The sequence below is a fragment of the Bacillus sp. FSL W7-1360 genome (assembly GCF_038592975.1).
Lineage (GTDB): Bacteria > Bacillota > Bacilli > Bacillales > Bacillaceae_D > Shouchella > Shouchella lonarensis.
In genome coordinates, this window is the sequence record NZ_CP151950.1 from 1,827,320 (window position 1) to 1,851,320 (window position 24,001).

The 24,001-nt window shown below is 41.8% G+C and carries 24 protein-coding genes and 1 pseudogene; 10 read left to right on the top strand and 15 right to left on the bottom strand.

What is annotated here, in order from left to right; genetic code table 11:
- Positions 1-55: 55 nt before the first annotated feature.
- From NSQ26_RS09365 to NSQ26_RS09375, 3 genes are all read right to left on the bottom strand, one after another.
- A complete protein-coding gene (locus NSQ26_RS09365; RefSeq protein WP_090774277.1) occupies positions 56-847 on the bottom strand; it encodes a DUF1444 domain-containing protein in 792 nt (263 codons plus the stop codon).
- A 119-nt stretch (positions 848-966) separates the two neighbouring features.
- Positions 967-1,974, bottom strand: a complete 1,008-nt coding sequence (locus tag NSQ26_RS09370; protein WP_499717945.1) for a PTS sugar transporter subunit IIC — start codon at positions 1,972-1,974, stop codon at positions 967-969.
- A gap of 37 nt (positions 1,975-2,011) precedes the next feature.
- The gene (locus NSQ26_RS09375; RefSeq protein WP_499717946.1) at positions 2,012-3,085 is read right to left on the bottom strand and encodes a M42 family metallopeptidase; all 1,074 of its coding nucleotides are present in this window, start codon (positions 3,083-3,085) and stop codon (positions 2,012-2,014) included.
- A 183-nt stretch (positions 3,086-3,268) separates the two neighbouring features.
- On the opposite strand from NSQ26_RS09375, the gene NSQ26_RS09380 reads away from it, so the two are divergent.
- Complete coding sequence (locus NSQ26_RS09380; protein WP_090774272.1) at positions 3,269-3,574, top strand: hypothetical protein; 306 nt, start codon at positions 3,269-3,271, stop codon at positions 3,572-3,574.
- A 127-nt stretch (positions 3,575-3,701) separates the two neighbouring features.
- Here the strand turns inward: NSQ26_RS09380 and trmB are convergent, their stop codons facing one another.
- A complete protein-coding gene (trmB, locus tag NSQ26_RS09385) occupies positions 3,702-4,379 on the bottom strand; it encodes a tRNA (guanosine(46)-N7)-methyltransferase TrmB (RefSeq protein ID WP_499717947.1) in 678 nt (225 codons plus the stop codon).
- 174 nt (positions 4,380-4,553) lie between these two features.
- A pseudogene (locus tag NSQ26_RS09390) lies at positions 4,554-4,727 on the bottom strand (zinc ribbon domain-containing protein); the annotation flags it as partial.
- A 64-nt stretch (positions 4,728-4,791) separates the two neighbouring features.
- Here NSQ26_RS09390 and NSQ26_RS09395 point away from each other — a divergent pair.
- Positions 4,792-5,046, top strand: a complete 255-nt coding sequence (locus tag NSQ26_RS09395; RefSeq protein ID WP_090774268.1) for a YtzH-like family protein — start codon at positions 4,792-4,794, stop codon at positions 5,044-5,046.
- Positions 5,047-5,056: 10 nt separating this feature from the next.
- Here the strand turns inward: NSQ26_RS09395 and NSQ26_RS09400 are convergent, their stop codons facing one another.
- Both NSQ26_RS09400 and NSQ26_RS09405 read right to left on the bottom strand, forming a co-directional pair.
- Positions 5,057-5,833 (bottom strand): phosphotransferase family protein, encoded by a 777-nt coding sequence (locus NSQ26_RS09400; protein WP_090774266.1) that lies wholly within the window; start codon positions 5,831-5,833, stop codon positions 5,057-5,059.
- A gap of 203 nt (positions 5,834-6,036) precedes the next feature.
- Positions 6,037-6,360 carry a hypothetical protein gene (locus tag NSQ26_RS09405; protein WP_090774265.1) on the bottom strand — a complete coding sequence of 108 codons (324 nt, stop codon included), beginning with the start codon at positions 6,358-6,360 and terminating at the stop codon, positions 6,037-6,039.
- A 249-nt stretch (positions 6,361-6,609) separates the two neighbouring features.
- Between NSQ26_RS09405 and NSQ26_RS09410 the strand changes: the two genes are divergently transcribed.
- Entirely contained in the window at positions 6,610-6,828 is a 219-nt protein-coding gene (locus NSQ26_RS09410; RefSeq protein ID WP_176763710.1) for a DeoR family transcriptional regulator, read from the top strand.
- A 51-nt stretch (positions 6,829-6,879) separates the two neighbouring features.
- Here the strand turns inward: NSQ26_RS09410 and NSQ26_RS09415 are convergent, their stop codons facing one another.
- From NSQ26_RS09415 to NSQ26_RS09430, 4 genes are all read right to left on the bottom strand, one after another.
- The gene (locus tag NSQ26_RS09415; protein ID WP_090774262.1) at positions 6,880-7,599 is read right to left on the bottom strand and encodes a pseudouridine synthase; all 720 of its coding nucleotides are present in this window, start codon (positions 7,597-7,599) and stop codon (positions 6,880-6,882) included.
- Between the two features lie 27 nt (positions 7,600-7,626).
- Complete coding sequence (gene rodA, locus NSQ26_RS09420) at positions 7,627-8,787, bottom strand: rod shape-determining protein RodA (protein ID WP_499717948.1); 1,161 nt, start codon at positions 8,785-8,787, stop codon at positions 7,627-7,629.
- A 138-nt stretch (positions 8,788-8,925) separates the two neighbouring features.
- Positions 8,926-10,053, bottom strand: coding sequence for a putative lipid II flippase FtsW (gene ftsW / locus NSQ26_RS09425; RefSeq protein ID WP_499717949.1), 1,128 nt, complete (start codon positions 10,051-10,053; stop codon positions 8,926-8,928).
- Between the two features lie 171 nt (positions 10,054-10,224).
- Positions 10,225-11,835 (bottom strand): putative polysaccharide biosynthesis protein, encoded by a 1,611-nt coding sequence (locus NSQ26_RS09430; protein ID WP_499717950.1) that lies wholly within the window; start codon positions 11,833-11,835, stop codon positions 10,225-10,227.
- 302 nt (positions 11,836-12,137) lie between these two features.
- On the opposite strand from NSQ26_RS09430, the gene NSQ26_RS09435 reads away from it, so the two are divergent.
- Positions 12,138-13,643: an alanine/glycine:cation symporter family protein gene (locus NSQ26_RS09435; protein ID WP_499717951.1), complete on the top strand. Its 1,506-nt coding sequence runs from the start codon at positions 12,138-12,140 to the stop codon at positions 13,641-13,643.
- A gap of 602 nt (positions 13,644-14,245) precedes the next feature.
- Here NSQ26_RS09435 and NSQ26_RS09440 read toward each other — a convergent pair.
- Entirely contained in the window at positions 14,246-14,458 is a 213-nt protein-coding gene (locus NSQ26_RS09440) for a hypothetical protein (protein WP_090774254.1), read from the bottom strand.
- Positions 14,459-14,855: 397 nt separating this feature from the next.
- Positions 14,856-15,788 carry a helix-turn-helix transcriptional regulator gene (locus NSQ26_RS09445; protein WP_499717952.1) on the bottom strand — a complete coding sequence of 311 codons (933 nt, stop codon included), beginning with the start codon at positions 15,786-15,788 and terminating at the stop codon, positions 14,856-14,858.
- Positions 15,789-15,892: 104 nt separating this feature from the next.
- Here NSQ26_RS09445 and NSQ26_RS09450 point away from each other — a divergent pair, with 104 nt between their 5' ends.
- Both NSQ26_RS09450 and NSQ26_RS09455 read left to right on the top strand, forming a co-directional pair.
- Positions 15,893-16,531 (top strand): type 1 glutamine amidotransferase family protein, encoded by a 639-nt coding sequence (locus NSQ26_RS09450; protein WP_090774250.1) that lies wholly within the window; start codon positions 15,893-15,895, stop codon positions 16,529-16,531.
- A gap of 191 nt (positions 16,532-16,722) precedes the next feature.
- Positions 16,723-17,169: a hypothetical protein gene (locus NSQ26_RS09455; RefSeq protein WP_499717953.1), complete on the top strand. Its 447-nt coding sequence runs from the start codon at positions 16,723-16,725 to the stop codon at positions 17,167-17,169.
- Between the two features lie 179 nt (positions 17,170-17,348).
- Here NSQ26_RS09455 and rlmD read toward each other — a convergent pair whose 3' ends face one another.
- The gene (gene rlmD, locus NSQ26_RS09460) at positions 17,349-18,734 is read right to left on the bottom strand and encodes a 23S rRNA (uracil(1939)-C(5))-methyltransferase RlmD (protein ID WP_499717954.1); all 1,386 of its coding nucleotides are present in this window, start codon (positions 18,732-18,734) and stop codon (positions 17,349-17,351) included.
- A gap of 134 nt (positions 18,735-18,868) precedes the next feature.
- On the opposite strand from rlmD, the gene NSQ26_RS09465 reads away from it, so the two are divergent.
- Complete coding sequence (locus NSQ26_RS09465; RefSeq protein WP_499717955.1) at positions 18,869-19,237, top strand: GAF domain-containing protein; 369 nt, start codon at positions 18,869-18,871, stop codon at positions 19,235-19,237.
- A 61-nt stretch (positions 19,238-19,298) separates the two neighbouring features.
- Here the strand turns inward: NSQ26_RS09465 and pdaA are convergent, their stop codons facing one another.
- Positions 19,299-20,084: a delta-lactam-biosynthetic de-N-acetylase gene (pdaA, locus tag NSQ26_RS09470; RefSeq protein ID WP_499717956.1), complete on the bottom strand. Its 786-nt coding sequence runs from the start codon at positions 20,082-20,084 to the stop codon at positions 19,299-19,301.
- Between the two features lie 119 nt (positions 20,085-20,203).
- Here pdaA and NSQ26_RS09475 point away from each other — a divergent pair, with 119 nt between their 5' ends.
- The 3 genes from NSQ26_RS09475 to yfkAB all read left to right on the top strand — a co-directional run bounded on the left by NSQ26_RS09475 (position 20,204) and on the right by yfkAB (position 23,982).
- Positions 20,204-21,031, top strand: coding sequence for a DUF368 domain-containing protein (locus tag NSQ26_RS09475; protein WP_499717957.1), 828 nt, complete (start codon positions 20,204-20,206; stop codon positions 21,029-21,031).
- A 384-nt stretch (positions 21,032-21,415) separates the two neighbouring features.
- The gene (locus NSQ26_RS09480; protein WP_499720028.1) at positions 21,416-22,738 is read left to right on the top strand and encodes a hemolysin family protein; all 1,323 of its coding nucleotides are present in this window, start codon (positions 21,416-21,418) and stop codon (positions 22,736-22,738) included.
- 125 nt (positions 22,739-22,863) lie between these two features.
- Positions 22,864-23,982: a radical SAM/CxCxxxxC motif protein YfkAB gene (gene yfkAB / locus NSQ26_RS09485; RefSeq protein ID WP_090774240.1), complete on the top strand. Its 1,119-nt coding sequence runs from the start codon at positions 22,864-22,866 to the stop codon at positions 23,980-23,982.
- The last annotated feature ends 19 nt before the right edge of the window (positions 23,983-24,001 follow it).

Below are 24,001 nucleotides of genomic sequence, written 5' to 3' on the forward strand. Positions count from 1 at the left end.
TCTTCCTCCTCATCCGAAACAAAAAAAGACCCCTTGTTGTTACCAGGTTCATTTTTTACTGCTTCTTTCGCGCCATAATAAAAACTGGTTCGAGTTCGCCAGCAGTGACCATGAATGGCAATGCAGTTACCGGTACACGGCCCTGCATGAAAAATTGTAACGTCATTTGCGCTAACACGTCATACCCGGTGTCATTTTTTATATCGGCGAAAATGAGCGCATCTTGATGTGGTATAGCTACTGCCAATTCCCCTTCTACTTGCTCGGTCATCTTTTGCACGAATGACTGGTCTAAAATCCGGCTCGCATCATAACCGTCATTTGCTGATAAGAAGTAAAATGTATTGCCAGCTACACGGTCTTCTCGCACTGGTTGCGGCAATGTACGCACATTGAATAAAGCCATCTCCTTTAATGCAGCGGCGCTCAATTCGCTTTCCTTCAACTGGTCTTCATCTATAAGGGTATACGTTTGACCGCAATCAAGCGCATAAAAGATTTGTGTTTCTGCTGTATGAGGCGCGGTCACTAATTTCTTTCCATCCTTTGTCTCTGTTGGAAAAGATGCAGCACGAATGACAGGAAAAATATGCTTCTCATTTTCAATCAGTGTCACCTTCTCCACCATTGCCTGAAGTCCAACACGAACGTAACGAATTGCTTCATCAAGTGCTGCGTATTCTTTTCTTTCCCACTTCGCTAAAAGTGGTTTTAAAGACAGCGTGACACCTTTTTTCGACGTCGTGTCTTCTATCCGTAACGTCGCTTCTTTATGATCATAAGAGAAAGTCCAGTCATCTCTCTCTAATGTACTAATAATTTTATGTCTGAGTGCTTGCAAATCCATATCGTCATCCCTTTTCCATCTCTATCTTGTTAGTGTATCACGAATGCGCCTGAAACCAAAGTGAGAAGCACAAAAAGTCCCATGGGCCTGATGATCCATGGAACTTTGCATTCATCTTATTAAACGGATATTTTCATATCTCCCAGTTGAACATGACCACGATGTTTGAGCCACATCGTCGTCAACCCACTTACAACCGCTGGAATCAACACATAGCACAACATCACTGGCATAAATGTCGCCCACGAGAAACCCATTTCTGCAAATGTCATTAACGGACCAACAAAACCGCTTGTCCCCATGCCAGCGCCAGCTGCATTGTTCACTAATCCGAATCCCAATGTGCCAATGGGTGCGCTGATCATACCAGCAACGACTGGCGCAATTAAAATGCGCGGATTTCGAATAATATTTGGCATTTGTAACATCGACGTCCCTAATCCAAGTGAAACAAGCCCCGACCAACGATTATCGCGAAAGCTCGCAATGGCAAAACCAATCATTTGTCCAGCGCAACCAATTGCCGCAGCCGCTGCGACACTGCCTTCTAGATCCAGCATTAGCGCAATCGCCGCACTGGAAATCGGCGCAGTTAACGCCAACCCCATTAATGCCGCAACAATGATACTCATAAAAAGTGGCTGCTGCTCTGCCGCCCACATGATCGCTGTTCCAAGTGATGTCATCATATATGAGACAAGTCGTCCGACAGTTGCGGCGACGAGAAAGCCGCTAAAAATCGTGACAATTGGTGTCACTAAAATATCGAGTTTTGTCTCACCACTTACAAGTTTGCCTACTTCTACACCTGCAATTGCAGCAAATAAACTGCCCGCAGGTCCTCCGTACATCGCACCAGCAGCGCCACACACAATTGCCGACAACAATACAAACGTCGGAGCCCGCAATGCCAACGCCACTGCCGCGCCGATTGCCGCACCATACAAATCCATCGAAAACTGGCCAATTTCAATCAGCACATCAAAACCGCTTTGTTCACCAAATGTCCGGATCATTAAACCAATAATGAGTGTCGCAAACAAACCGAAAGTCATTTTCCCCATTGCCTCAATGAAATACAAGTGTAAAGAAGGATTGACCTCTTTTCGCCTTAGAAAATCTTTCACAACAAATCAACACCTTAACCCATGAGACTTTTTTCACTTAGGAAAACGATGAAATGGCTTCAAACATTGCACGATCGGATGTTTGCACAAGTTTAATCAACAATTCCTTTGCAGCAGCATAATCATCAACATGTAAAATTGAAGAAGATGTATGAATGTAACGCGCACAAACCCCAACGACCACCGATGGTACCCCTGCCCCTGACGTATGAATCCGCCCAGCATCTGTCCCACCTGGAGACAAGAAAAATTGATAAGGGATATTATGCGTTTCTGCTGTATCTAAGACGAAATCGCGCATCCCTTTATGCGTAATCATCGTCCGGTCGAAAATACGGACGAGAGCCCCTTTTCCTAAATGACCAAATGCATCTTTTCCACCGGTCGCATCATTTGCCGGGCTTGCATCTAATACGTAGCAAAGATCTGGTTCAATCAGATTGCTCGCTGTCGCCGCCCCACGTAAACCAACTTCCTCTTGTACAGTCGCACCAGCGAAGACAGTATTTGGTAACTGCGTGTCTTTTAAATGCGCCAATAATTCAAGCGCTAGACCTACACCATAGCGGTTATCCCATGCCTTGGCAAGAATTTTCTTTTCATTCGCCATTGGTGTAAATGGGCACTCTGGCACAATCGCTTGTCCCGGTTTAATGCCTAGCGCGATACAATTATCTTTATCATCGGCCCCGACATCTATGTACATTTCTTCTATCGGCATCGGCTTTGAACGCTGTGACTCTTGTAACAAATGTGGCGGGGTCGAGCCAATGACACCGATGACAGGTCCGTTATCCGTCATAATTTGCACACGCTGCGCAAGGAGCACTTGCGACCACCAACCGCCAAGTGTTTGGAATTTGACCAACCCTTGTTCATTGATCTTTGTGACCATGAAGCCAACCTCATCCATGTGGCCAGCGACCATTACCTTTGGACCCGAAGGATCGCCACGAAGTACGCCAAAGATCCCGCCTAGTTTGTCCTGCATCACTTCATTCGTATGTTTTAAGATTTCTTTTCGTACAAATGCCCGGACGTCATGCTCAAACCCCGAAGGTCCTGGCAATTCTGTAAGCGTTTTAAATAACGATTTTGTTTGTTCATTCATCTTTACACCCCATTAACTATTATATATATGACATTGATTGATTTGGCACTGCTAGCAACACATCCCCTTTCATTTTAACGAAAAAACAAGAAGCGCGCCACCTAAAAGTTTTTCACATAGCGTCTCCAATCATTTTACGTTATACTAGTCATATCACATTGTTATTAACGAAAGGATGAGGGGATGAAACATTTTTCTCTTGGATTAAGTGTTGGTATTCTTCTTGGTTACATCACTGCCAAAGCGTGTAAGAAAACGTCCTTATCACCTGAACAAATTCTAAAAAAAGTGAAAGCACGCGCAAAAAAAGATTGCATCGTGAGTGATTCTTGGATTCAAATGGAACCCGAAACAGTCGAGCGGTCCGGACTTACATATGATGTTTACCGCGGCGGCATCACAAAAGCAACTGTTGACGGGCCAATACATTACGAGTTCTTAGCAGACAGAGAAAATGGTGCTTTGCTAGAATTTGAGCAAGTTTCATAAGACCGATACTTAATAAACCAGGTTGCTCCCAAAAACCGCTGAAACACAAAATAACTGATCCATGCCTTGACACCAGATCAGTTATTTTGTAATTTTTACTTGAAACAGGAAAAAGCTACCCTAAAGGTCAATTTTTATAATCTTTATAGAGAGCCCCAACTTTACCGCGTGTAAAACGAGCTTCTAACCGATAAATCGGTAACCCCTTCTGCACAAACCGCTCTTCATACTCCGTCATGACGTTCCCTTCCAATCCGCTTTTATGCAAGTCAAGACTTACATCGTGGAAAGCCATCCCGTATGTTGACATGCTTTGTAATGAATACTCAAACAATCCCCGGTTGTCGGTTTTAAAATGTACCTCTCCATCAGGATTTAGTACATATTGATATTGCATCAAAAAGGATTGATATGTCAAACGCCGACGCTCATGACGATTTTTTGGCCATGGATCAGTGAAATTAATAAACAAACGATCCAGCTCATCCTCAGCAAAAAAATGATCGAGCTTCGCTACATCTTGTGCAAGCAATCTCACATTAGAAATACCCGCTTTTTTTACACGCTCCAACGCTGTCAGCAATACACTTTCATATTTTTCAATCCCAATAAAATGAATGTCCGGGTACTTTTGCGCCATTTCAGTTAAAAATTTTCCTTTTCCGGTTCCAACTTCAACGTAAAGTGGTTGTGCTTGATCAAAAGCCATGTGCCACTTTCCTCTATATCGCTCTGGCTCCGCGACCACGATATCCGGATGAGCAGCTAAGGTCTCTCGCGCCCATGGTTTATGTCTTAATCGCATCGTTACACACTCCTTCTCTTTTGAACTGCTCACCACTTAACACCCCCTACGGGTGTTTGAAGTGGGAGATTCTTGGGAACAGAGCATACTTGTTAGCGTATGTCTTTACTAACAGCGGTTTCTCTTATTTACCAAGCTATCCCCGTAGTCCCTACGGTTCTCATATTTTAGTGATTAGGATAAGGTCTGTAAGCGTAGTCCTTCATTTAAAATATTTATGCTCGCATTGATATCGCGATCATGGTGCACGTGACACACCTGGCAAGTCCACATTTGAACGTCAAGTGACTTCTTGCCGCCTTTATAACCGCATGTAGAACAGGTCTGACTAGACGGAAACCATTGGTCTACATACGGATGGGTATAAAAATGCTTAAATGACAAAACACTATTGTAAAACAGGAGGTGCTACATGCCTATATCAGTCGAACAAAAACTCGGTTTACTACGTGACCTGTTACAAAACCGGCAAAGTGAACAGTATTTTACCGCAAATGAGCAAATACAATTACAACAGCTTGCAACCATACTTATGCACGAGCCAACACTCAATTCCTCTTTATCACAAACATTGCAAACAATTGCAAGCACAACCGGAAGCGAAAACGTCGAAGATACTGCTGTGCAACAATGGCTCTCAACATTAGACAACACAGAATACAGTTGACTGCACGACTTCACACTAACAATGTTGTGAGTTTTTCCCGTAACTTACTTGCATCTATATGTTGTGCACGACATGTATGCCATAACACTTCAGACACTGTATGTGCCACAACATACCAATGCATACGTACATGTAACGATGCATCCAATGTCACCCCATAATCCGCAAGCCATGCTCTCCACTTGGACTGAGGAATGTACGTATAGAGCATTAAACCCAAATCGAGCGCTGGATCTGCGACCGTTGTTCCGTCCCAGTCAATTAAATATAAATTGTCTTCTTCATCGCATAACCAATTGTTATGATTAATATCACCATGACAAACAGCATACGATTTTGATGTGACCTCCGTAACCGTTCTCGTTAAGAAAGTAAGGGCACGTGAAAGAACCACGTCTCGTCTAGGCTGAGACTGCAGTTGTTCACGTAAATTTCTTATCATTATTTCTGGAGTAAGCGGCTGGTTGCCCATACGTTGGCATAAATCCAACAATTCTTTTGACCTATGAATATGACCAAGCAGACGCGCCGTTCGACTACCCATCATTTCTTGCGCCTTTAACTTTCTCCCTTGAATCCACCGTTGTGCAGTGATGACATCGCCACTTTCCAGTCGTTTCGTCCAGAGTAGCTTTGGCACTATCCCCTCCGCTGATAGGACCGCAAGAAAAGGGGATGAATTTCGCTTTATGAATAACTGGTAATCTCCGCACTTCGCCACATATGCTTCACCCGTCGCGCCACCCGCAGGAAAAACATCCCAGCCTTCTCCTAAAAACAGTTCCACCCAATTCACCCTCAATTTCCTTTACATCTTCTTTGTGCTTTGTTCGCTGCTTCCTATGTATAAAAATATAAAATCCTCATGAAAAATGGCGCACCAAAGCTTCGGCATCTACCATGGCGCCCTCGTTCTTACGTGTATATAAAAAACATGATCGTAATTTGTTTTGTATCTTTCGACACGCTTTTTTCATAGAAAATGGTCGCTTACATTTCCTTAAATTGCAGCAAATTCTCGTTCACATTTGACATTTCTTCAAGCGTCATTGATGGTTCGAGCACAATAATTTGCGCCTGTTTCGCTACCTCTGGCAAGGATGCTGTCCCATTGCGTAACTCATATAGACCCATCGCTTCCTCTAAGTCACGTCGGGCTTCTCGCATCGTGTTGCCAAAACCGATACATTCTTCTCTGCCTAGCAACTCAATCATATACTCTATGCCACCACACCAGTTGAACACTTTTCGCACACGCCAATGATAGTCAGTTGCAACCATGTGATCCCGTGCCCGGAATTCGCATTGATTCATACCTGATCCCCCCTTCTATAGTCCGTGCCTCAATCTATCTCCAAAAATGACTACCATTCATTCAGTATCCTTAATTATAACGGCAAGTGAGAAAGTCTGCAACACGATAAGCTAAATCCGTTCCGTCTTTGTACACAATTTTACACAAATTTGTCCTTACGTTTCACCTTACAATGTGATATACTCTCCTTAGGTGCCTTCATAAGCTTTGGCACATAGCGAAGACAAAGACGAAGAAGGAGTGGTTTTTTGAAAACTTCAACTGATCGTATGTTGACTCGCATTAAGTCCATCTACTTGTACATGAAACAGGAGGGAACCGTGACGACGAGTGATTTGGTTGAAGAATTCGGTATCACCCAGCGCACCATCCAACGAGACTTAAATGTGCTCGAATACAATGGTCTTGTCACAAGTGCCGCCCGTGGTAAATGGCAAGTTACGAACAAAAAAACAAACGCATCTTAATATCACATAACATTGCAACGGTGACGACATCTTACGATAACCGTTGCTTTTTTATGTCTTCGCACTTGAAACAGCAAGATGTTTCTCTTCCTCAGTCAACTCACGATATGCGCCACTGGCAAGTGCTAGATCAAGCGCAAGTTCACCGATATGTGTCCGCTCAAGCGCGATGACTTGTTTTCCACAGGCCGCAAACATTCGCTTTACTTGATGAAACTTCCCTTCTGTCAACACCAATTCTATGACCGATTTCGGACCCGACTCGATGATAGATAAAGATGACGGACGTGTCATATACCCATCTCCAAGCAATATTCCTTCTGCAAACTGTTTCCGCTCGTTCTCACCAACTTCTCCCGCTATCACCGCCCGATAACGTTTTGCTACATGCCTTTTAGGTGCCATGAGTGCATGTGCATACGTCCCGTCTGTTGTGAGTAGCAATAAACCCGTTGTATCTTTATCTAATCGTCCAATTGGGAACATTTTCTTATGTCCCCACTCGGCTGCAATTAGGTCAATAACTGTTTGCTGTTTAGGATCTTCGGTCGCTGAGATGACACCAGACGGTTTATTTAACATTAAATATACATGTTGCTGGTATTTCACACACGTATTTCCATTGAAAATGGTCTGCCTAGATGGGTCAACCTTCACCTTCCCATCTTTTACCACATGACCATCTACAGTGATCCTCCCTTTCTTAAGCACCTTTTTCACATCTTTCCTTGAGCCATATCCGCTCTCAGACAATAGTTTATCCAGTCTCATTGCCTGTCTCCCTCTCTCTTCTCCTATTTAGACGCCGTCCCCTTCCTCACTTCTAAACATATAGTCTTTCGTACGATAACGAACGTTCATGACAATCCCAATTGCAACCATATTTGTTAGAAGGGCGCTTCCACCGTAACTAATAAAAGGAAGAGCAAGACCGGTAATTGGCATTAAGCCAATTGTCATCGCCACATTTTGAAACACTTGAAACACAAGCAGTCCGACGATTCCTGCAACCAAATATGTTCCATACAAATTATTACAATTCATCGCAATCGTGATCATCCGATAGAACAACAAGAAATATACAAACAAAAGTATCATGGCTCCAAGAAAACCAGACTCTTCACCAATAACTGTAAAAATAAAATCGGTATGAATTTCAGGGACCGCATGTCCTTGCGTCTGCACACCTTCAAAAAGGCCCATCCCAGATAATTGTCCTGAACCAATCCCAAGCATCGCCTGATACAGCTGATAACCAAAACCACCTGTGTTCCCCATTGGATCGAGCCAACCATAAATACGCTGTAGTTGATGATCTTTAACGATCAGTTTAAATATTTCAAAGTGAGCCTCATGTAGGTACACTAACAACGCAAGCCCTGCTACCGCTGCACCTGCAAGTGCAAACAATAAGCGCCAACGCACACCTGACACCAACACCATCGTCCCTACTATAGCAACAATAACAAGGGAAGTGCCTAAATCCGGCTGCATCAAAATAAGTAAAAACGGAGGTACACTAAGGGCCGCTATTTTTATTAACAGCCATATATCCTCCCTAACAGAACGATAACGCTCCTTCGTCACGATTTTATAGAGTAAGTGTGCCAACGCAAGCACAAGAAATATTTTCATAAACTCAGATGGCTGGACTCCAAACAGCCATCTTTTCGCACCATTCTCTTCCTTTCCCAAAATCGGTACTAAAATAAGCAACAACATCCCAAATCCGTAGGCTGGAATTGAAAGATACTTGAAGTAATCAAAATCAATGACCATAACAGCAACCATCACCATGATCCCAACGACATACCAAACAACTTGTCGCTTCAAGAAAAATGTTGGATCATCCGAATAGTATTGACCTGAGCCACTATAAATGGCAATAAAACTAATACACATAAGTAAGAACAACAAAAATAACAATGTATAATCAATTTGAGATTGTCTCTTTTCCATCAAATCCCACTTTCTCCGGTCACTTTTGTTTCGAGGTCCCCTAGTTTGCCTATCACAAACAAGTGTGTAGTCATCCGGGGTTATTAAATCTTCATTTCAAACCTATATTTTCCGAGATTATACTTGTTGTACTGATCTTTATAGCACTTGTCGTCCATTATGACGGTGAATGCTTGCCAAAATTCCAATTGAAATGAATGTCACTAATAATGACGTTCCCCCATAAGAAATAAGCGGTAGTGTCATCCCTGTAATCGGTAGCAATCCTGTTACTGCCCCCACATTAAAAACGACTTGCGCTGCCATTTGAAACACAATCGCAAATGCAAGCAAACTTCCAAATGGATTTTTGCATTTTGTCCCAATTGCAACACCGCGAAATAAAATGATGCCATAACCAATTAACACAATTAGGACACCAAGAAAACCAAGCTCTTCGGAAATCACAGCTAAAATGAAATCAGTATGTGCTTCAGGCAAATGCCGCATCTTTTGTAAGCTTTGTCCAATTCCCATACCTGTCACGCCGCCATTAGCAATAGCTAAATAACCGTTAATTAATTGAAAACCGCTGTTTGTTGCATCCGCAAACGGGTCTAAAAATGATGTCAAGCGCGCGATCCGATATGGCCTGAGCAACGCCAAGACGAGAAATCCAACGATACCCACTGCCGCTAATCCAAACAAATGGCGCCATTTCGCCCCAGAAAAAAAGACAAGCATGATCGCTGTTAACATAATTAATGTGCCTGTCCCAAAATCTGGCTGCAACATAATTAATGAGAAAATGACACCTACAACAACAAGTGGTGGCAAGACCCCTGTTTTAAAATGTGCAATGTATGCTTGTTTGCGCGAATAAACATGTGCTAAATAAATGGCCATTGCCACTTTAACAAACTCCGATGGCTGCATGTTTAAGGAGCCCATTCGAATCCAGCGGTCGGCGCCTGTCGTCTCTCGACCCGTTCCAATAAGTACAACAAGCAGCAATAACACAATTGAAACACCGAGCAAGACGGGGGTCATTTTCTGATAATGCTCGTACCGAAAGTACATCATAAACACGAGAATAGGAATAGCGAGCGCAAACCAAATCAGTTGCCGCGTTAAGTAATATGTTGGGTTCTCTGGTTCCAGCAAAAACCCTTCAACATAACTAGAACTATACACCATGAGCAAACCAAATATTGTCAAACCAAGCGTTGTACCAATTAACACCCAATCATTCCGTCCACGTGTCGCTTTTGTCACCTGATCTGCCAATCGGTTCCCTCCCTTATTTACCGGACGCTCACTCATCCACCGTCATTTTATCACTACATTTTTAAACTGGCTCTATTATACCAAAAGCAAAGCCCATACATAAAGAGATTTTCTCTTAAACAAATGTCTAAGATTGTCTAATTTCCCAGGAAATTAATGAACGAGCTCTTCTCAATACCCTCTCCGATTGAGAAAGCGGAACCGTTCCCCTAACACTTCCCCAGCCAAATGCACGCGCACGGTCAAGAAAAAGTAACAAACAATCGCACTTGAAATAGAGATTGCTGTCACAATGACACCACTTAAACGAGAATCAATTGGTAGCCATACCATCAACCCACGACTAATGATCCACGTCGCCGCTGTCATAATTAATGATATCATGAATATGAGTAGCGCTCTTTTCAATAAGACATTATAACGAAACTGAGCAAATTTCCCTATTGCCCACACGTTCATCGCCAACGCAAGACCAAAGCCAATATAACTTGTCCAAATTGCACCCGTACGTCCAAGTAACCATAAGAGTGGGAACGCGAGAATGACTTTTGCCAGAAGACCAATAGCAAGTGAAATCATTGCATACTTTTGCCGATTCAACCCTTGTAAAATCGCGCCTGTCACTGCATAAAGAGAAAAAATTAATGTGATCGGTCCGTACAACATGAGTGTCTCAACGCCGATGTGGAATTGTTCTTTTACGCCGTAAATAGCACCATAAATAGGCTCTGCTAAAACAACCAAACCAAATGCGGCTGGAATACAAATGAACAAGATCATTTGATAAGATTGGAACACATTTCGCTGCAGCAGTGTCTTTTCCCCAGAGGTATACGCCTGCGTAATGGTAGGCACAAGGGTAATAGACAACGCGGTTGCGAGCGCCATTGGAATGAGGACAAGCTTATGTACCATCATAACCAAAATTCCTTTGTACTCTTTACCTGCACCACTGCCCAGTGCGTTTTCAATCGTCGCAACATCAATGAACTGGAACAATGGGATAGATAGCCCCACAAAAGAAATTGGCAACGCATAGCGAATAATTTCCTTATACATGCCAACGAGTGGCAATCGATGACGAACTGCACTGGTTGAAACTTTATGCGCAATTGTCGGTCTTTCTTTCATGTAATACCAAATTAACACGAACCCTCCGCCAATTGCGCCAATAAATGCGCCAAACGTTGCAAACCCGACGGCAAGTACGACATCACCACTTGTTTTCATAATATAGAAAACGATCGCTAAAATAAACGACACACGTACAAGCTGCTCAATGACTTGAGAAATAGCCGTCGGCACCATTTGACCAAACCCTTGGAAATATCCTCGAATAATGGCCATTGCAGGAACAATGATGAGAGCGACACTAACCATTCGAATGACGAGCGTTGTATCGCCTACAGTATAAATACTTTTCTTATCACCTAGCGATAAAAATATCTCTGCTAAAATCGGCGCAGCCGAAAACAATAATAAAAAGCCAACAAAGCCAGTAACAAGCATAAAAATAATACCCGATCGAAACAAACGGTGCGCTGTCTCGTAATCACCTAACGTATGGTACTTAGATACGAACTTCGACATCGCGAGCGGCACACCTAGTGTTGCTAAGCTCAATAACACTTGATACGGTTGATATCCTTCCGAATACAAACCCATTCCATCTGTTGATACCATTGCCGTTAACGGTACCACATAAAGGAAACCAATGATTTTTGAAATGAGTGTCGCTGCGGTTAATATTTTTGTTTTTTGTATTAAGTTGGAATCCGTCATTATGTTCTCCATCCTTTTCCAGAATACAGGAGTAGTCGCTAGACATCAATACCAAGAGAATTCAAACGTGCGTTGCGATCCTCTGGAACACTATCTTAGCACAATTCGACAGTAATTACTGCTTTCAATCTCTTTTTACATCCAATTTTTCAAGTCACTGCAGGCCATTCCCTATTTATAATCCCTTTTACTCCCAAAAATATAGGCTAAATGTACCATTGCTCATTTTAAAACTTACAAATAAAATTAAAATAGCCTATGTATACCCAAAAACAAATCTACACGAAAAGGAGGAGAGGAATATGCTCGAATTATGGGAAACGTTGCAAAGTTTCACCATGGAAATGGCAAACAAATTAAATCATCTCTTATGGGAAGGTCCCATCGTTTACATCTTACTTGCCGTTGGACTCATCTTTACGCTACTCACTCGCTTTGTACAAATAAGACATATTAAAGAAATGTTCAAATTAATGTTTAGTGGGAAAAGTTCTGATGCAGGAATTTCCTCTTTCCAAGCATTATCGATGTCACTGTCCATTCGCGTTGGAACCGGGAATATTGCCGGGGTCGCCACCGCGATCTTTTATGGTGGTCCTGGCGCCGTCTTTTGGATGTGGACAATTGCCCTGTTAGGGGCCTCCAGTGCTTTTATTGAATCCACATTGGGACAAATTTATAAAACAAAGTTAGGTGGAGAATACCGGGGTGGACCTGCCTACTACATTGAAAAAGGACTTGGCATTAAATGGTTTGCAGTGTTGTTTGCCATTGCCGCGCTACTCGCAATGGCTCTGTTTATGCCTGGTGCACAATCGAACGCCATTGGTGCTGCAATGAAACATGCATTTTCGATCCCGGCGTGGGCAACGGGACTCTTTATTATTGCATGTCTCGCCCTCATTATTTTCGGCGGGGTCAAACGTATTGCTGCTTTTTCTTCTTATGTTGTCCCGTTTATGGCACTCGGCTACATGCTTATGGCAGGTGTCATTATCGCTTTAAATATTACTGCGGTTCCAGAGACGTTTATGCTCATTATACGCAGTGCTTTTGGCGTTGACTCTGTTTTCGGTGGCATGTTCGGTAGCGCCATCGCATGGGGTGTCAAACGTGGTGTTTATTCAAACGAAGCCGGACAAGGATCAGGCGCACATACCGCTGCGGCAGCTGAAGTGTCACACCCCGTAAAACAAGGTCTCGTGCAGTCTGCTTCTGTGTACATTGATACATTGCTCGTTTGCTCAGCCACGGCATTTATGATTTTATTTACTGGAATGTTCAATACACAAGCGCCCAATGAAGAGATGCTCGTGCACAACCTCCCTGAAGTAGCTGAACCAGGCGTAGAGTATACACAAGCCGCAATTAACAGTTCATTCTCAGGTTTTGGTACATCTTTTGTCGCGATTGCTTTGCTTTTCTTTGCCTTTACGACCATTATGGCCTACTATTACATCGCAGAGACAAACGTTGCGTACTTATTCCGTAATAAAAAAGTGACTTGGGTCATGTTTATTACGAAACTCATTCTTCTAGCTGCTGTCTATTTCGGTACAACGAATGAGTCAAAAAATGCGTGGCTCTTTGGTGACATCGGGCTCGGTATTATGGTTTGGTTGAACATCATTGCCATTGTGTTCCTCGCCCGTCCTGCACTGAAAGCATTGCGCGATTATGATTCACAGAGGAAGCAAGGGCTTGATCCAACTTTTGACCCAAAGAAACTTGGCATTAAAAACGCCGACTTCTGGGAAGAAAAAAACAAGGAAAACTACCATGCGACTGGGACCACAGATAAGAAATAAATAATAAAAAGTACGCCCGCGGGCGTACTTTTTATTATTTCAACTCTAACCCCACCACACACTCCACCTGCGCCATTCTTGGTCGCTTTTTTTCACGGAAGGAAGACAGCACACGCCCCAAGGTATCCCTGAATCAAGCACTTTTTAAAGTGTCCAGTATTTAGGATATAGTTCAGTGAAAAGGCGGTCCATTTTATTGTTATCGGTACTGGTAACGGGTGAGAAGCCTAAGGTGTACGCTTTCTCGTCTTTCTACTCGCTATCATGAAAATCACTGTTACAACAAGGACTACCTTAGCCAACCTAATTATATGTGTATTTCCCACACCAAAGATAATATACGCTAGTACTATCATCAAAGTAATTACTATTAATGCATATCCTACCATACGCATACAAATCACCCATTCTATTTTAACTTAAGAATCTCCATCCTTCTTAAAATACAGGACCAGCAAGAAGACCCCAACGATAATCAAGGATATAGAAATGATGTTTCCAATTAAACTGTCCTCATAGAGAGGAAGAAAAATCTTTAAAAGCCAGTGCGAAGCAAACATTAAAAACAATATTAATGGGATAGTTTTTTTGTTCATTTTCTTTTACACCTTTCTACTGTCATGGAGAATACAAACGTTATATCTAACTATATCGTGCAAAATAAGCGCTGCCAACCCATAATACAAAAAATAGCCAGCATCGATTAAGGCACTGGCTGTGGCAGTCGCAATCGCCTTTACTTTTTTTGCCGTGATGTCTACAGAACCAAAATGACAAACATAGGCAGGGTGATCCATTGTCATACGAAAAACCAAGTATATCCCCTTAAAGATTCTTCCTTTTTTCTTTTCTTTTTACCCACATTAAAATCAATGTTATCCAAAAGATAGCGCTAGACAATCTTACTAAATGTCTATTCCCGACATCAAAGAAAATATATGTTAGCATCACAATCGAAACGACTACGATCACTAAATAGGCTACAATGCGCATGATAATTCACCCATTCTATTAAATTTAGAGAAGTAAAGTCACAATTGTTCCCGAAATAATATCTGCAGTCCAACCAGTAATTCCTACTTTCTTTAGATGATTCTAACCCAAGGCAAATTGGAAGTTGTAGAGAGATTATTTATATTTCCTACGCAGTAGCGATGCTAAAATCAACTCAGAATAGCCACCATTCTATTTTGCTATGAAAGTATTCATGTTTTAGTTTTTGTATAAGACAGCTATATCATGTATTTTACGTTTCATTTCTGCACGAATGTGTAACGGCTCTAAACACTCGCATTTATTTCCAAAGCTAAGAAGAATATCAAAATAGTAATCGTTCTCTATAAAGGGGAAATCAACAATGTAATGCTCATCGCCATCTGGAGCAAATTGTTCATAAGCACAATAATCAAGTACTCTATCCATCACAGATTTATGAACACGGATTTTAATTTTTGTTTGTATTGTTTCTAAAAAATCCGGAAATTCTAAAATGGGTTTCTCATAATCTCGTGGTATAAAAGTTTCTACTTGCATTTGTAAATTTGATATACGAGATAGTTTAAATAAGCGATAATCACTTCTCATATAGCAGTAACCTTGTAAGTACCAATGACTATTTTTCAATACAAGCTGATACGGCTCGACTATTCGTGCAGTTTTATTTCCATGGTGAGCAGAATATTGAAACGAAAGTAGCCTACTTTCCTGTAAGGCTGTTTTGATAATTTCCAAGTACGGTTGTATGTTACTGTTACCCATCCACGGTCTTAAATCTATATAGATTTGATTGGCTTTTATTTCAATATCTTTTGTTTTTTCGGCGGGGATAAAGCTCTTGACTTTTGCAAGGGCATTTACCAGTTCATCACCTCGTACCGTGTTTGAAAGGCTGGAAAGCCCCATCAAGATAGCAGAAAGATCAGCAGTCGAAAAAACCTTTTTATCAAGCTTATAATTTCGCATAATTTCAAAGCCGCCACCTACTCCCGATGTGGAGTGGACAGGAATTCCCGACATATTTATTGTATCTATGTCACGATAGATTGTGCGAGGTGAAACTTCAAACATATCCGCTAACTCCTGTGCGCCAATCCGATCTTTGTCAAGGAGTATCATAATCATGCTAACAAGCCTGTCTATTTTCATCTGACATCCTCCTGTTTATAATTGTTGCCATACTGTTGTCAATAATTATATGATACAATAAAAAAGCGAACAAATCAATAAAACAATAAAAATGGAGGTAATTTATGTTTACAATCTATGTTTATATTCTTGACACTTTAGCCGACTGGGAAACGGGATATGTTACTGCTGAGCTGCATTCGAGCAGATTTTTTAAGAAGGATGCGGAGAAAGTATCGCTCAAAACGGTAAGCAACTCTAACGATCCGATTAAGACAATGGGCGGAATGACAATCGTGCCGGATTGTCAAATTGAGGATATTATTGTGAGTGAAACAAGCGTGTTAATTTTACCGGGTGCAAATACGTGGAGCGACCCAAAGCATGGCGCGATTATCGAAAAGGCAAAAGAATTGCTTTCTTCCGGCGGTACGGTGTGTGCAATCTGTGGTGCTACTGTTGCACTTGCCAATATTGGGGTGTTAGATAATCGTCCGCACACCAGTAATGGAGCGGGATTCCTTGAAATGGTTTCTCCCAATTATAAAGGACAAAGTTTTTATATAGACAAGCCATCTGTGACGGATCACAACCTTATTACTGCAAGTTCTACCGGAGGCTTATTATGGGCAAAGCAAATCATTGAACATTTAGGCGTGTTTCAATCAGACACATTGGAAGCTTGGTATAACTATTTTAGTACCGGTAAGCCTGAACATTTCTTTGCCCTAATGCAGACTTTACCGTCTGTCGACCAAAACTGATACACCTTTGTCTTAATTTAGACCCGATGTCGTTTATTGAAGTAATTAATAAACGGCATGGGTCTTGTTATTCATATACAGGATATGAGCATAATCAAAAGTATAACAAATTCAACCTTATTGTTCATTTTACAACTTGATAATACCGCCCTTTAGAGTTAATATGTGATACTACCTAAGGAGGTATTATCATGAATAACAGAAGACCTATATTGCATATATCAATTTATTATCAAGGCAATTCACAAATCCAAAATGCACTTCTCAAAAAAATATCAGCATATTCTAAGCGACTAGTTGAGGACCCTTGCAACCCTCTTGTGGATATAAGAATTGATACCTTAGACACGCAAGAAGAAAAACAAGTTCTTCTGGAATTATCATACCACAGTGTACTGACTAACATCTTTGTAAAACCATTAAAAAGTACAGATCAATTTCACCATGTCATCATCACACTAGCCGAATTAACTATACAACGCTTGTATGAAAAAAATCCAAATACCGGAACAGAGAATTGGTTGCTGATATCACTTACCCCATTAAAGGAAAGTGATAGCTCCTATAACATTCAATGGTGCACAGGCTATAATTGTTGTCAGGCTAATCATCATTGGGATTCATTTCAGCAATGTTGATTAGCCTATTTCTACAACATTTCTATCAACCCAACCTACCTGTTTTAATCCTGTCAACTCAACCCTGTGGCATTTTGACCGTGGATATGTTTGGTTTTAGGCAATTCTACGGGATTTATGAATTTCTTATTTTTATTGGGAATCTCGGAAATCCCTTTATATCAAGCACTTTTACACTCTTATTTTTCTACCCTTGACATCAATACAACCGTCTCAACATGCGCCGTCCACGGAAACATATCGACAGGCTGAATCGACGTCACTTCATAATGCCCCCGCGCAGTAAGTTTCGCCACATCTTTTGCTAATGTCGATGGGTTACACGATACATATACAAATCGCTCCGGTTTCACTTGCAACACCGCTTTTAACAATTTCTCATCACAACCTGTCCGCGGCGGGTCAACAACAATGACGTCCGGTCGAAATCCTTCTTTTACCCAACGCGGCAACCACGTCTCTGCTGTCCCGACCTCATAGCGGGCATTGATATGCATCTGCGCCGCTTTTTTCCGTGCATCTACAATCGCCGCTTTTGTCACATCCATCCCGCGTACTTCAGCTGCGTCACTTGCCAACCACTGCCCAATCGTGCCGACACCACAATACGCGTCAACGATTTTTTCTTCGCCTGTTAAGCGCGCGCACTTTTTCGCCGCATTATATAAATGGACTGTCTGCACTGGATTCAGTTGGAAAAAAGCTTGTGCCGATAGAGAAAAAGCATGCTCACCGAGTCTCTCCTCAATCGTTTTTTCTCCTTCTAAGTGAATCATCTCCTCACCAAAAATAAGTGACGTTCGTTTATGATTCACATTTTGTACGAGTGAAGTCACTTCCGGTAATCGTCGCCTTACTTCTTCGATGAACGCTGTTTTTTTCGAAAATGCCTCCCGTGTCGTCACGAGCACAAGTTGCACTTGTCCCGTTTCAAATCCAATTCGCGTCACAATCGTGCGCACATCCCCGCGATGCTTTTTTTCATCGTACGTGGGAATCTTTAATGTCGTTAAAATGTCTTTTACTACTTGGGTGACCTCGTTTAGTGTGCGGTGTTGCACCATGCAAGCAGACAAATCAACCAACTGGTGACTATTTTCCTTATATAATCCAGCAACAACCTTCCCTTTTTCTGTTCGTGCTTGCAGTTGACTTTTATTCCGGTAATACCACGGATCTTCCATCCCGATTGTGTCGTGAAGGGGCAACGTACGGGCATCCATCTTGGTGTACCGTGCAAACGCTTGTCTGACAATCTCTTTCTTCGCTCTAAGCGAAGCCGCATATGTCATATGTTGCAGTTGGCAGCCCCCGCACTTTTCATAAATCGGGCACGGCGGCTTGACGCGCTCACGTGAATGTTTGCGGATCTTTTCTACCTTTGCCTCGAAAAACTTCTCATGCGCTTTCGTTATTTCACAAATAATGTCTTCTCCTGGTAATGCCCCTTTTACAAATACAACATGACGCTTATAATAGCCCATTCCTTCCCCATTAATGCCCAATCGTTTCACTTTAAGCGGGATCGTCTGTCCTTTTTCCGGTCTCATGTTCTTTCCATTCATCTCATAAACCCCCGTACATCCAATTCATCCCTCTATTATAACAAACCGGGCTCATTTCCTAAACTTGCTAATCCGGAACAAGAAAGAGTTCTGTTAAAATGAAAAGGGAAACAACACATTGGGAGGGAACAATCTTGTCAATCGCTACTGATATCGCATCATTAAAAATTATGGCTGATGTCTTTCAAACAGAGGACACGACAGCGATCTTTACAAAAACCGCACACAGTTTAGTTCAAACCGTTCCGTATATTGATTGGACAGGCATTTACATATGCGAAGGGACCGAAACAAAACTTGTGGCCGCATCTTCTTTTCAACATGATTTGCAAGAATCACATACGAATGAATTGATATGTCCAATTCATAATCGTGACGATCAAAAGATTGGCCTCATGATCGTTCGCACAAAACAAGTAGACGCGTTTGATCCAACCGATAGGACGACATTAGAAACCATTGCAGCAGCCATCGGTCATGATGTCACACTCTCTTCTTTATGACTGCTTCCACTATGAGCATGTGCAAAAGCAGCGTGGTTTCATCCGCGCTGCTTTTACTCTTTTATGGCATTACGTGCGAAAATGACAAATCATCTAAGCTCCTGAACGTGTAGCCAAGCTTGTGGCATTCATCAATGATGCGCGGCAGTGCCTCCGCATTGTCAGAAGAAACGGCGTGCACAAGCATAATGGCCCCTGGGTGAATACGTTTCATTACTTGTTCATAAGCATAATCGCCACCCTTTTGCCGGTCTGGATCCCAATCTTTATACGCGAGTGACCAAAAGACATTTGTATAGCCAAGTTCTTTTGTTTTCATCAATGTTCGCTCACTAAATTCTCCTCGTGGTGGGCGTAAATAACGCATCTCCTGCTCACCTGTCAGTTTTGTAAACAATTCTTTCACACCTTCTAACTCAGCGGCAAGCCGTTCATCGCTCACTGCTGGCAAACTTGGGTGATGAAAAGAGTGATTTCCAACAATATGACCTTCTTCTACCATCCGCTTCACCAAATCAGATGCCGACTTTAAATAGTGACCGGTCACGAAAAATGCTCCTGGCACTTCTTTCTCCTTTAATGTATCGAGGATGCTTTCTGTATAGCCATTCTCATAGCCATTATCAAATGTTAAGTACAAAACTTTTTCATTTGTATCGCCAATATAGTATCCATCTGCTTGTGTCAGCATTTGCTCATACATTTCCTCAGTCGTTGCTGGTGTATGTTGTGGCGCCGGCTTATAACTCCAGTTATATGTCTGATTATGATACGCGTTCACTGTTTGTACATGTAGAAACATCATGATGATACATAAAAAAGCAACAACATTCCTGTATCGCCTCATCTTTCTTCCTCCCATCAAATGATATATCGATCTTTCAAGCGTTGGACTTGCATGTTTCTCTCGACTATGGTTTGATTAGCATGACACTTTTCACACGTTATTATACTGGAGGCTACATCATGGTTATTTGGTCGAATATTTTTCGCGGTGCTGCGATGGGGATCACTGAGATTATGCCTGGCATTAGCGGAAGTACCATTGCAATGTTAATGGGCATATACGAACGTTTACTACAATCTTTAAGCGACTTAACAAAAGGAAATTGGCAGCGTGCGTTTGGATTTCTAGTCCCGCTTGGGATCGGGATGGTTTGTGCTTTGCTATTGTTCAGTCACTTGATTAAGTATTTATTGAAACATCACGAAGCACCGTTATTTTATCTCTTTGTTGGACTAATTATCGGCATTTTGCCGTTTTTATGGCGGTCTGGTCGCACCCATTCAAAAAAATCATTCCGACTCACTCACCTCATACTTATGGTCGTCTCTTTCGCACTCGTGGCACTGATGCGCTTCGTTAGTGAACCGACGACAACTGTCATCACCAACCTAGATACCGGCACCTACTTATTTTTATTTGCTTCTGGCTGGATTGCAAGTACTGCGCTTGTCCTTCCAGGCGTGAGTGGCTCATTAATGCTCATGGTGCTCGGTGTATACCATACAGCCATTTCCTCACTAACAACATTCAATGTGCCTGTCATTACTGCCATTGGTCTTGGCGTTTGTGCTGGCATTCTTATTACAAGCCGGGTGATCCGCTTCTTTTTTGACACATACACACAAGCAACATATGCTGTCATGTTTGGTCTCGTAGCTGGTTCAATTATCGTGATTTTCCCTATTGGCATGCCGCATTCATTTTTATATGGCCTCATTTGTGTCTTGGCGCTCTTTGCTGGATTTATGACCGCTATCACATTTGGGAAAGCAGAACGTGCAATATAAATAGCAGAGAAAGGTCTGGCACAAAAGGCCGACCTTTCAAACGACAATTCTAATTTAATAAAATAAATTGTTAATTATTCCAGAAAATGATTGACTTTCTCTGTCTTTTTGCATATGATAGAAAGGAATAAATGTGAAAGGGGTGGTTCGATGGTGGAGAGTACAATGTAATGAAAATGGTACGAGATGCATTGAACCACCCCTTTACTGACTAAAAGTCACTCACTCTTAGTTGTATGTGTGGGTGTGTTCTGTCTCGATTTGTACGTTTAACTGCAAAAATCTTTGAGACACTCGCAAGTCAAACTGACAATTGTCATTTGACTTAAACACACAGGAGGTGACTCCCTCATTCTTCGAGGGGACTATTTGGAAATTCAACAAATGCTTAGTTTAATGGGCGTAGCCGTTTTAATTTTGCTCACTGCTTTTTTTGTCGCATCTGAATTTGCGATTGTAAAAATCAGGAGTACACAACTTGAACCACATATTGACACTGGGAAAAAATCAGCTATTTTCGCAAAAAAGGTTGTTAGTCATCTGGATGAATATTTATCCGCATGTCAGCTCGGAATTACAATTACAGCACTTGGAATCGGTCGTCTAGCCGAACCAACATTTGAACATATGCTTCATCCACTTTTTGCTGGGTTTGTTCCGCCTACGCTTGTGACGACACTTGCTATTTTTGTGTCATTCACCTTCGCTACATTTTTGCACGTAGTCATTGGTGAGCTTGCTCCTAAAACAATTGCAATTCAACGAGCAGAACAAGTAACCTTACTCATTGCACGTCCCCTTATTTGGTTTTATCGGCTTCTTTACCCCTTTATATGGGTTTTAAACGGCTCAGCTCGCGTACTAATTCGACTCCTCGGTTTTAAGCCGATGTCAGAGCATGAGCAAGCTCATTCTGAAGAAGAGCTTCGTTTAATTATTTCTGATAGCTACAAAGGTGGCGAAATTAACCAAGCAGAGTTTAAATACGTCAGCAAAATTTTTGAGTTTGACAATCGCATTGCAAAAGAAATCATGGTACCACGTACTGAAATTTGCGCGCTTTCCATTGAAGATCCTTTTGATGTCAATTTAGATATTATCAGGATGGAGAAATATACGCGATATCCGATTGTCAATGGAGACAAAGACCATATTCTTGGGATTGTTAACGTTCGCGAAGTATTGATGGATATGGTCTCTCCCCATGCTGAAGGAAAACCGGAGATTAAGCTCGATGACTACATTCGCCCTGTCATTTCTGTCATCGAATCCATTCCGATTAATGATCTACTCATTGAAATGCAAAAACAACAAACACACATGGCCATTTTATTTGATGAATATGGTGGCACTGCAGGCCTCATTACTGTTGAAGACATTATTGAAGAAATTGTTGGCGACATTCGTGACGAGTTTGACGTTGAAGAGGATCCATTAATTAAAAAATTGGCAGACCATCATTATATCATTGACGGGAAAACATTGATTACAGACGTGAACGACTTGCTTCACATTTCCATTGACGAAGATGATGCCGATACCATTGGCGGTTGGATGCTTACTGAGAAATACGACATTGTCGTTGACGAGTGTATTTCCTTTGATGGCTTTGATTTCATCGTTAAAATGTTTGACGGGAATCAGATCAAGCAAATTGAAGTATTGCCTACAAAGAAAAACATTCCTTCACACAAAAACAAACCATAACGAAAGCAACTTGAGGTGAACGGTGGAAGAGCCCATCCGTTCACCTCATTTTACTTTCCTTCATACGCTTTTATTTTTTGTTTGAATACGCTAAGATAAAGTTTGAATGTAAAGGAGAGAAAAACATGATTGATATGTATACGACACAGACAAATGATGATCCATGGGAAGCTTATCGAGATATAGAGTCTTTTGGAAAACTGACACTATCAAACATTGAAATCACCACGACAACATTATGTAATATGCGTTGTGAGCATTGTGCTGTTGGTTATACATTATCACCAAAAGATCCCGACCCTTTGCCGCTTAGCTTGCTCATTCGCCGCCTTGACGAAATTCCCCATTTACGCGCATTTAGTATTACAGGTGGAGAACCGATGATGTCGCTCAAATCAGTAAAGAACTACGTTGAACCGTTATTGCGATACGCACACGAACGTGGGGCAAAGACACAAATCAATTCTAATTTGACCATGCCACTTGAACGGTATACACGCATTCTTCCTTATTTGGATGTCCTCCATATTTCTCATAATTACGGAAGCAGCGATGACTTTGTTGAAATAGGTTTTGCAAACGCAAAACATCAACCATCTACCGCGCAGCGCAAGGCTTTATTTCACCGTATGGTTGAAAATGCACAAGCACTTTCTGCGGAAGGTGTATTCATTTCTGCTGAAACAATGTTAAATAAACGAACCCTCCCATATCTTGAACGTATTCATGAACAAATCATTCACATGGGCTGTAAACGTCATGAAATTCATCCAATGTATCCAAGTGACTTTGCAAGCAGTTTGGAAGTCGCAAGCTTACATGACATTCGTGCCGGTATCCATCGTTTACTTGATTGTCGCAACAAAAACATATGGATGTTATTTGGTACACTGCCTTTTTATCCATGCAGCGAAAACCCTGATGATTTGGCGCTTCAAGAAAGGTTGTACAGTGAAACACTTGTGACCGTACGCAATGACCCAGATGGACGCTCACGTTTAAATGTCAACCTATTTAGTGGTGACATCATCGTTACAGACTTTGGTGACGTTCCTGAACTCGGGAATATTCAACATACAAGCTTTTTAAATGCTTTTCAGCGCTGGCAATCATCTAAGTTGCAGCAATCCATTTCTTGTCACTGTCCGACAGTGAAGTGTCTTGGACCAAACTTATTAGTGAAAGACGCCTACTATAAAGATGTTGATTTTCTCAAACGAACATCTCAGTTAAACATAAAATGATGCCAAAATAAGGCATCAT